Source organism: Vibrio rumoiensis 1S-45 (assembly GCF_000286955.2).
GTDB classification, from domain to species: Bacteria; Pseudomonadota; Gammaproteobacteria; order Enterobacterales; family Vibrionaceae; genus Vibrio; species Vibrio rumoiensis_A.
In genome coordinates, this window is sequence record NZ_AJYK02000079.1 from 25956 (window position 1) to 35462 (window position 9507).

8 protein-coding genes and 1 pseudogene are annotated in these 9507 nt (G+C 38.9%); all 9 read left to right on the top strand.

All coding sequences use genetic code 11. From position 1 onward, the window contains the following. On the top strand, positions 1 to 470 hold a 470-nt coding region (locus tag A1QC_RS10400; protein ID WP_017026055.1), incomplete at its 5' end, for a toxin-activating lysine-acyltransferase. Next, positions 460 to 1824, top strand: coding sequence for a protein adenylyltransferase SelO family protein (locus A1QC_RS10405; protein ID WP_017026056.1), 1365 nt, complete (start codon positions 460 to 462; stop codon positions 1822 to 1824). The genes A1QC_RS10400 and A1QC_RS10405, both read left to right, overlap by 11 nt. Positions 1825 to 1835: 11 nt before the next feature. Continuing rightward, positions 1836 to 3002, top strand: a complete 1167-nt coding sequence (locus tag A1QC_RS10410; protein WP_017026057.1) for a glycosyltransferase — start codon at positions 1836 to 1838, stop codon at positions 3000 to 3002. A gap of 52 nt (positions 3003 to 3054) precedes the next feature. Further along, positions 3055 to 3333, top strand: a complete 279-nt coding sequence (locus A1QC_RS10415) for a hypothetical protein (protein ID WP_017026058.1) — start codon at positions 3055 to 3057, stop codon at positions 3331 to 3333. Positions 3334 to 4164: 831 nt separating this feature from the next. Further along, positions 4165 to 5157, top strand: a complete 993-nt coding sequence (locus tag A1QC_RS10420) for a radical SAM protein (RefSeq protein ID WP_017026060.1) — start codon at positions 4165 to 4167, stop codon at positions 5155 to 5157. 219 nt (positions 5158 to 5376) lie between these two features. Further along, complete coding sequence (locus A1QC_RS10425) at positions 5377 to 6471, top strand: HlyD family secretion protein (protein WP_241796594.1); 1095 nt, start codon at positions 5377 to 5379, stop codon at positions 6469 to 6471. A gap of 2 nt (positions 6472 to 6473) precedes the next feature. After that, a complete protein-coding gene (locus tag A1QC_RS10430) occupies positions 6474 to 8618 on the top strand; it encodes a peptidase domain-containing ABC transporter (RefSeq protein WP_017026063.1) in 2145 nt (714 codons plus the stop codon). After that, the gene (locus tag A1QC_RS10435) at positions 8611 to 9249 is read left to right on the top strand and encodes an acyltransferase (protein ID WP_017026064.1); all 639 of its coding nucleotides are present in this window, start codon (positions 8611 to 8613) and stop codon (positions 9247 to 9249) included. The genes A1QC_RS10430 and A1QC_RS10435 overlap by 8 nt, the downstream gene beginning before the upstream one ends. Positions 9250 to 9318: 69 nt before the next feature. Next, positions 9319 to 9507: pseudogene (locus A1QC_RS15380) on the top strand (hypothetical protein); the annotation flags it as partial.

Below are 9507 nucleotides of genomic sequence, written 5' to 3' on the forward strand. Positions count from 1 at the left end.
ATCAAATTTCCGGACTACCTTACGGGCCTTTATCAAAAGTAGATGTTACCCACGAATTAGGACAGTTTTTAGAGGTGATGGTTAAATGTAATACACGTAGGGAACTAAACATAGCTTCATTTATCCATTGGATAAAACCAGCGGTAATTCATAGGCAATATAAGTTTTTGAAATTATCTAGCGATGTTGGTTTTACAGGATATGTTATATGGGCTTGGGTAGATGACTTGACACTTAATAACTACATGACTCAACCTAGGTTTTCATTAAAGCCAATGAATTGGAATGAAGGAAATAATCTAATAGTTGTGGATTGGTTTATGGAAAAAAATAATATAAGTCAATTGAGAGAACTCTATAGATTCATTACTTTACCAGCAGAAATGAATAGAAAAGAGATCAATATTTGTATTCGAGATAGTCAAGGTAATATTATCAAAACGAATAAACGGAGTGTTTATGGTTACTGATTTACTAAAAACGCATAAATTAGCTGGAAAAGATAACACTCCATGTATAGGTAATGATTTACCTGAAGAGTCCTTTGTTTCATTTGATACCTATAAGCTAAACGGGGCTGAAGTTGTTTGGATTAATAAAGAACTTATCCAAGAGTACAATATTGAACTTGATGAAAAAATTATTAAAGATGAGCTTATTAATAATTTTAGTTATGTGTCTAAAGGTTATACGAAGAAAACAAGAATTGTAACTAATGATAAGAAATCATTCATGGCAGATCAGTATGGCTCTCGACATGAAGTATGTAACGGTGGTAGCGCACGGTGCGGCTTAAATGGGCATTTTCAGATTAAAGGGATAGGACGTAATCCTCTAGTGGCTGTGAATATATCTGAAAGCCACTCACATGGTAAATTATTTATTGATGAGGCTATTAGTGAAGCAATATGGGGTGAGATCTGCCATAAGCATCTACCTTACGGAGCAATACGAACGTTAGCCATTATTAAGACCAATACAAAGCATAAGTTTGGATACTTAGATAATGCACCTTATAAACACTGTGCCTTAGCTATCAGGGAAGTTTCTGTGCGTCCAGCACATTTTGAGCGATGTACTTTTTTCTGGCCAGAGGAGAGTTACAGCTTCCTACGGGATAATGATGCTAACCGAGTAAGAAAGGCCGTTCCGTACTTATCTAAATTGCTCTTTAGTGAGGTAAATAATGTGTCACTCGGTGATGCCCTTAACAAAATGATTGATCGCCTAGCTTGTCAGATTGCAGCATCGAGAGTAAAAGGAATCCCACACGGTTCTTTAACCAGTTCAAACATATCGATAGATGGGCGGTTCTTGGATTTTGGTACCATAACGGCCGTGCCCGATTTTGGAAATTATGTATTGGCTAATGGTGTTGGTGCCGTATGGGATGATCATGAACTTATTGAATCCTGGCTGGTTAACTTCATCGACACGCTCAATCACTACTCGAAAGGTGAACTGACATTATGTCAAATAAGAGAATACTCATCGGGGTTTTCGAAATTACTAGACCAATATGAGAATAAATTCTTGTTAATAGAGTTAGGAGTTGAGGATCATTCAGATTTAAATTTGCTACGAGCTAGTCGTTTAAAAGAGCGGCTTAAAAGCGATGAGCGTAGAGTGATCACTCGCTTTAATGACCAAGAATTTCGTCAGAGTATTCTCATTGAAGCCGAGAGTCAGGGATTAGATGTGAATTATATTGGCTTCCCTTTACGAAACGTCAAGTATTCATCTTTTACCCTTCTTCAGGGGCACTTGAATACAAAGTACGACTATCAATCAATTAGTCAGTTTATCAATAGTTACGTAGCATAAGTGAGATGGTTATGATTGAATTAATTTTAATAGCAACATCTTTATTCTCGTTTATTACAACCTTAGTTTTATTTGGGTGCTATAAACTCAAAAAGTCGAAGTGTAAAAATAGCAATGACCCAACAGTTTCGGTTTTTTTACCTTTCTATAATGAAAACGAAGAACATTTGGTTTGCGCACTAAACAAGCTAAACGATCAGAATTATCCAAGCCAAATTCAGGTTATTGTTATTGACGATGGCTCGACAAACAACGCAATCAGTAGAGTTAAAGAATGGATTGATAACACCGAGATGAACCATGATTTCCAAGTGATAGAAAGGCCAGTGAATGGTGGAAGAAAAGGCTTTGCCTTAGATCATGTACTAGACCTTGGCATTGCTATTGGAGAGGTCTATGTCGTTGTAGACAGTGATACATATATCGATATCAATGGCATCTATGAGCTAGTAATTAAGCTTTGGTCTGATGAAAAATACGCTGCGGTCTGTGGGTATATTACGCCAGAAAACCATAAAGACAGTTTTATAGGCAAATTACAGCATTATGAACACATTAGCTTTTATGGTGCGATAAGAGCCGCGCAAGACAAACTAGGTTGTGTTCCAGTATTAGCTGGCGCGTTTGTTGCACACCGGGCTTCAGTGGTGAAGCAATTAGGTGGCTGGAGCGAATGGTTGGTCGAAGACATTGCTTGGTGTTGGAAGGCAATATCAAATGGCTATCGAACAGGGTACGCTCCTAAAGCAAAGGCAACTACGCACTGCCCAATTGATGCTAAGGGCTTGTTTAATCAACGCCGACGTTGGGCTCGTGGACGAGTCGAAGCTTACACCGAAGCTTGGAAGACGCATTGGATAGCAGGTTTGTGTGCCTCTCCTTGGTTTCTATTGACCGCGGCACAGTACATATTTCCATCTAGCATTATTTTATTAGTATTTATGGTTGCAATGGGCATTTGGATACCAATAGCAATCGGTACTGCCAATATAATGATTTATTTCTTATTGGTGCAATCTTATATAAAAGACTTTGAACTTTCTGATGATTTATCAAACCGGCAAATTATTACAGCACCAATATATTCAGTCTTATTAGAGTCCATTACGTGGATACCTAATTTACTCGGTTATTCAGATGAAATTTTGGGTAAGAAAAAAGGTTGGTTAACAAGATAGTTTTTATGAGCGCAGTACTCTTTTACTGTAATTTAATATAAGGAAATAATTTATGTATAACTTAAGTGTTGATGAAATTTCAATGGTAGATGGTGGTGGAGATGGAGGTAAAATGTTTGGAACACCGCAACAAATAATTGGAGGAATAATAATTGGTGAAGTATGGAGTGCTGCTAAACAGGCATATAATCGTCCAACGCCTCAAACAGGTCCAAATTCAAGTGTTGCTGCTGGTATGAATAACTCAGGCGGTGCGTATATGGGGAACGGTCTTCAAACCGGAGGTGGAATGGCTGGTTCACCTACAGGAGGGAGAGGGTATGGTAATTAGAAATGGGCTTTTGATGTAAAATAAATAGAGGCTGTTATGGGGAAGCTTGTAGTTCTTATTGTATTCATGCTTCTGTCAATTTTCTTGTTTGAATATTATGAAGAAAGTAAAAACCATCTTATTGAGACCATAATAAAGGTTTCATTAGGGATAGGGCTTATACAAATTTATCATTATTATTTTAATAAGTTAAAAAAAATCCTCGACCATTAATTGTTCTATAAGAGACTTTGATTTATCTAGTAATCATATCAAATAAACAGATATTTAAAGCACCAATATATTCAGCTTTGTTAGAAGTTATTATATGGCTATCGCAGGTTTTGCGGGTGGTCGAGGTTTATAGTAAGTAAATGTCCCACTAACATATAGTGGGATATTTATTAAGGCAACTGATCCCAACCATAATGGAGGCGCTTATGCTGATCATGCTGGAGGAATGGTTGGGAGTTCTATAGGTGTTGTCGTTAACTGACTATAACGGCTATACAGACTACTATTAGCTAGTTTAAGTAATTCCTATGGTAAAAAATAGGAATTACTAGGGGTGATTAATGAAACAGTGTCCTAGTTGTAAAGAAAATACAATCAGATATCGAGATATTCTATTTAAAATTTCGGTTAGGAAATGCCCAGTGTGTAATAGTTCATGGGTCCTACCTTGGTATGCAAATTTAATATATTTTATCCCGCCCTTAAATGTGGCTGTATTTAAGTGTTTTTCAGTGGTTAGCATGTTGGATATAATAATTTCAACTTCGTTTTTAGTATTTTTTTTCTGCCCTTTGATTCTATTAAAAATAGTTCCTTTGAGAAAGGATGAATAATAATATGCAATTTTTTTCAGTCTCAAGGGGGAGCAAAGATTCATTGTGTGTGAATTGGGCCATAACCAACAGTTGTAATTATAGCTGTTCATATTGTCACCCTGAATTAAATAGTGGTTCGATAGAGCCTCCATCATATGAATATGCTATAAAGTTTGTTGATAGGGTTATTGCAAGTTCGAAAGTGAATGGGACTATACCAAATATAGAATTTGGTGGAGGTGAAGTAACTCTACTAAATTACTTTGGGAATTTAGCTAGATATATTTATAAGCATAACGGGTTGGTAACTATTGTGTCCAACGGTTCTAAGAGGCTTTCATGGTGGCAAGACAATGCTAAGTACTTAACTGGAGTTAGTCTTAGTTATCATATTAATGATATCAAGAATGAGTCTCATTTTATTGAAGTGTCAAAAATTCTAGAAGCATCGAAAACTACACGCTTCCACGTCAATATCATGATGGTTCCCGAGCGGTTTGATGACTGCTTAGCGTTTGCAAATAGGCTAAAACAAGAAGTCCGTTGTTCTATTGCTCTTCAGCCTCTATTTGAAGGTTTTGGTCATGGTGGGATTACTAAAAAGTATCCGTATACATCTGAGCAAGAGCAAATAATGAAGGACTTTCGCGGTCGACCAGAGCTTAAAACGCTTCCTCCATCAATGGCGGAATTAGAGGTTCATTATCTAGACGGTACAACTCAGAATCTGTCGACTTTTGATTTAATTGCTAATGATCAAACCAATTTTGTCGGTTGGGACTGCTACGCTGGTATTGATAGTTTAGTCGTTACATTCAGTGGTGATATCTACCGCTCTTGGTGTATGCAGGATGGCCCCATTGGTTCCATTTACGACGAGAACATTGAACTTCCAACTCACCCAACTAAGTGCAGAACCAAGATTTGCCAATGTGGTGTGGATCTCTCTGCAAAAAAGGTCAACACAAGGCTCATTGCAAATAAAGAAAAACAAATTGAAGTGACGCAACTTTAATTTCGCTTAATTAGGGAAAGGAACACCCGTGGTAGCAAGAGCTAAGCATTTATATCGACCAGAGTATTTTGAGGCGCAGAAGTCAGATAATCAAGGTTCAATTTTGATTGATGCTTCCTTGAATCAGCATCTGTTTGTAGTAGCTTCAGTGTTTGTTCTAGTGGTTATCATTTTTTTCGTTGTTTTTGCTGAGTTACGCGTAGAGATACATTGAATGGTGTGGTAATTCCTACCGGCGGCATTGTTAAGGTGCAGTCGAATGATGAAGGTTATATAGCGAGTGTATTTGTGGTGGAGGGACACAAAGTGCTCGCGGGAGAAGCGCTATATGAGATCAAAACAGAGCGGTATGATGAGTTTGGGCAGGGCGTTAAAAAGCGCATTATTGCTACCATCGATAATCAAATTGCCTTATTAGATGCGCGCAGAAGTAAAGAGATTGAAAAGTCTCAGCACCAGCTAGAAGTAATTAATGATGACCTAGAAAGCTTGTCTGAAGAGGCTGGAATACTGAAGTTGGTAGTCGACTTATCTGAACAAGAGTTAAGCCTCGCTCAAAGTCTGGTTGATAAACAGCAAGTCTTAGTCAACAAGCGGTTCATATCTTCGATTGAATTTCAAAAACAAAAACTCGAATTGATAACATTAGAAGCTAAGGTGCAAACGCAACGTCTTAATTTACAGCGTTTGATAAGAGAAAAAGCTAAATTAGAAGAAACGAAAAATACACTTCAGTTAGAACTTGATATTGCCTTACAAGAAATAGATCGCCAGCTTCAACAAATCACTCAGAGTAAAATCGAGTATTTTTATCAAACGGATACTCAGGTTGTATCACCGATTGACGGTGTAGTCGCCTCTATCTTTGTCAAGGAAGGCCACTCCGTTAATAAGGGGCAACCCTTATTAGTTGTTATACCAGAAGGCTCAGAACCTATGGTCGTCGAGCTTTATGCCCCCAGCCGCAGCATCGGCTTTATTCGAGAAGGTCAAGATGTCCGCTTACGATTTGATGCGTTCTCTTATGAAAAGTTTGGTGCACAGCAAGGAGTCATCGTATCTATATCAAAATCAGCAGTGTCTGCCGAAATGTTGCCAAATAGTCCACTAATACAAAGTCAACTTTCGCGTACTCATGGTGGCGTGGGTTTGTACCAAGTTAGAGTCAAATTAGATAAACCTACTATTACGGTTTATGGAAAGGAGCAGCTGTTTGTACCAGGAATGACACTGACAGCAGACATTGAATTGGATACACGTAAGGTCTACGAGTGGCTCTTAGAACCCTTATACACAATAAAGGGGAGAATTTAATAATGCATATAGAAGGCCTTATTGATTGGGGCTGGAGTAAGAAACTCTCTTTAATACGGCAAACTGAAAAAGCGGAATGTGGTATAGCTTGTTTAGCGATGGTTGCTGATTGGCACGGGTATAAAACAGATCTAAGATCGCTTAGGGCAAAGTGTGGCATTACTCAGCACGGAATGTCGTTCGCGAGACTCATTGAGTGTGGCGCACTTCTGAAACTTTCAGGTCGAGCGGTGCGCTTAGATCTACATGAACTACAGCAATTAGCCACTCCTTGTATTTTGCATTGGAATCTAAATCATTTTGTTGTGTTAAAAAAAGTGACTGGGAAGAAAATTGAAATACACGATCCCGCCAATGGAGCATTGACACTGAGTCATGATGAGGTAAACAAACATTTTACAGGGATCGCGCTAGAGCTTACACCAACTCATGATTTCGAGGAGAAAGTAGAAAGTAAAGCTATCCGGCTATCAACCTTGATAGGTAAAACAGTAGGATTAAAAGGGGCATTAGGGCGTATTTTTGTTTTCGCATTAGTATTGGAGGTGTTAGCTCTCACGTTACCCATCTTCAATCAAATCGTCATTGATGAAGTGTTGGTTGGGTATGATAAAAACCTTCTTATACTCGTCATCGGAGCCATACTAATGGTGACAGCGACTCAAACGCTAATTGGTCTTGCCCAACAATGGGCCACAATTAAACTGTCTGTGAATTTTAATATGCAGTGGGCTGCAAATGTTTTCCATCATTTATTTCGGTTACCAATAGATTGGTTTGAAAAAAGGGATATAGGGAGCATTAGCGCTAAATTTTCCGCGGTGGATGTCATTCAACAGACTTTAACGACTAGCGTCATTCAGGCTTTACTCGACTTAGTGTTAGTCGTTGGCACATTGTCGGTTATGTTGGTTTACAGCCCTCAACTATCACTCATTGCCATAGTCGCTGCATTAGGTTACATCGCTCTCAGGTTTGCTTGGTTTGGTGCCTTTAAACGTGCTGAAGAAAATACCTGGGAAGCCTGTACTCAAGAGGAAAGTTATTTTATTGAAACTGTTCGTGGTGTATTGAGCTTACGAGTAAATGGGACTTTGCCTTGGCGAGAGTCGTCTTGGCGAAACCTTAATATTAATCGTAGAAATGCGCAGCTTCACGAGCAAAAGCTTGGGATGATTTACAGCACAATGAATGTGGCTATTGTTAGTCTTGTATCTGCAAGTGTTCTTTGGTTTGGCGCGAATTTGGTGTTGGATGGACTATTTACCATCGGTATGCTGATGGCATTCCTTTCTTATCAAGGACGTTTTTCTGCCAGTATTAGCTCCTTAACAGATAAGTACTTCGAGTTTAAGATGCTATCTGTGTACAACGAGCGTCTAGCAGATATTGTCTTAACGGAAAAAGAAACGGATAGCGATTCTAACGTCATAGGGCAAATTAATGTGATCAATAATCCGAGTGATAATGTCATCGAGTTTGTTGATGTCTATTTCTCCTACGGAAAAGATCAGCCCCCTATCCTTAACGGGGCCAACTTTAGTGTGAAAAGTAATGAAATCGTTGCGTTAGTAGGGGCATCTGGTTGTGGTAAGTCAACGATCTCTAAACTTCTATTGGGTATATACTCAGCCACATCGGGAAGTATTTGCTATTTTGGCAATAAATCGATGGCCTCTAAGCCACTTAGAACTCAAGTCGGAGCAGTGTTACAAGAAGATCAACTGTTTAGTGGATCGATTATTGAGAACATTACTTTTTTTGCCGGAGATTTAGATGAAGAGTGGCTTGTTGAGTGCGCGCGTAGAGCTGGTGTACATGACGACATAGAGCGTCTCAATATGGGGTATCACACCTTGATTGGTGAGATGGGTTCAAGTCTTTCTGGTGGTCAGAAACAAAGGATTCTCATAGCGCGAGCCATATATAAAAAGCCTAAGTTTCTTGTATTGGATGAAGCGACAAGTAGCTTAGACATCTATACAGAGTCATTTGTCTGCCAGATGTTTAAAGAGATCAATATTCCAATTTTGATGATCGCTCACCGTCCAGAGACCATAGCTTCGGCTGACCGAGTCTTGCTCATGGAGGGTGGTCTAATTCAGGAAATCCCAAATAATTTTAAGCAGGAAGCCAAAGATGTATGACTCTGAAAGGATACTCTGTCCGGATAACCACTCTGAATTATCGGACGTTGAATTAATGGAACAATATGGAAAATATTTTGGTTTAGAAAATTGGATAACATTTTCAGGGTGCCCTTCGATTACTTTGACTAAAGTCGGCTCAAATGGCTTCGAAGGTTTACCGAACGGTAATGATGTGATCATCATTGATTCAGGGTGTTATATTGAATCATCCCATTTTCCTGCCTTTCCCTCTGGTACAACAAAGTTGACAAGCGTTTCAGTTAACGACAGACCTTTTGGGAAAATAGTAATCGGTAAAAGGTGTGTCCTTCAGGGGACTTCAATTTGCTCTTATGAAAAAATCACAATAGGAAACAATGTTATTTTTGGTCCTAATACAGTGATTATGGATTGTAGTGGACATGCTCTTTCAAATCGAGGTCACCCGGATGAGCTTGATAACCTAAAGGTCGAGCCTGTTACAATCGGCAATGGTGTTTGGATAGGTTTTGGTTGTATTATTTTACCTGGCGTTAGTATTGGAGATGGCGCAGTTATAGGAGCTGGTAGTGTTGTAACAAAAGATGTTCCTGCTAATTGTATGGCTGCAGGTAACCCGTGTACTGTAAAGAAAATGGAATTAAATTAATTGGGAATGGAGCAGAGGAAATGAGTTTTTTTGCCTTTGCTGTAACATTAGTTGTGTTGTCAGCGTGGCTTAATTATTTATTTAGCCTTCAAACAAATCATTTCGTTATTTGGGCTGGGCTCGCAAATGAATAGCTTACAAGTCTTGAGTTCGTCAAAGACTCGGGGAGTGGAAATGCCGATCACTCAGTTTTGTAATCCAATTGCCATTAATGACGTGGTTGCCCATGTGCCTATTGTCAGTGGGAACTACTTTGGC

Coding starts and splice junctions, on each gene's coding strand:
- A1QC_RS10435 (WP_017026064.1), top strand. CDS start 8,611: ATGTATGACTCTGAAAGGATACTCTGTCCGGATAACCACTCTGAATTA.
- A1QC_RS10430 (WP_017026063.1), top strand. CDS start 6,474: ATGCATATAGAAGGCCTTATTGATTGGGGCTGGAGTAAGAAACTCTCT.
- A1QC_RS10410 (WP_017026057.1), top strand. CDS start 1,836: ATGATTGAATTAATTTTAATAGCAACATCTTTATTCTCGTTTATTACA.
- A1QC_RS10420 (WP_017026060.1), top strand. CDS start 4,165: ATGCAATTTTTTTCAGTCTCAAGGGGGAGCAAAGATTCATTGTGTGTG.
- A1QC_RS10415 (WP_017026058.1), top strand. CDS start 3,055: ATGTATAACTTAAGTGTTGATGAAATTTCAATGGTAGATGGTGGTGGA.
- A1QC_RS10405 (WP_017026056.1), top strand. CDS start 460: ATGGTTACTGATTTACTAAAAACGCATAAATTAGCTGGAAAAGATAAC.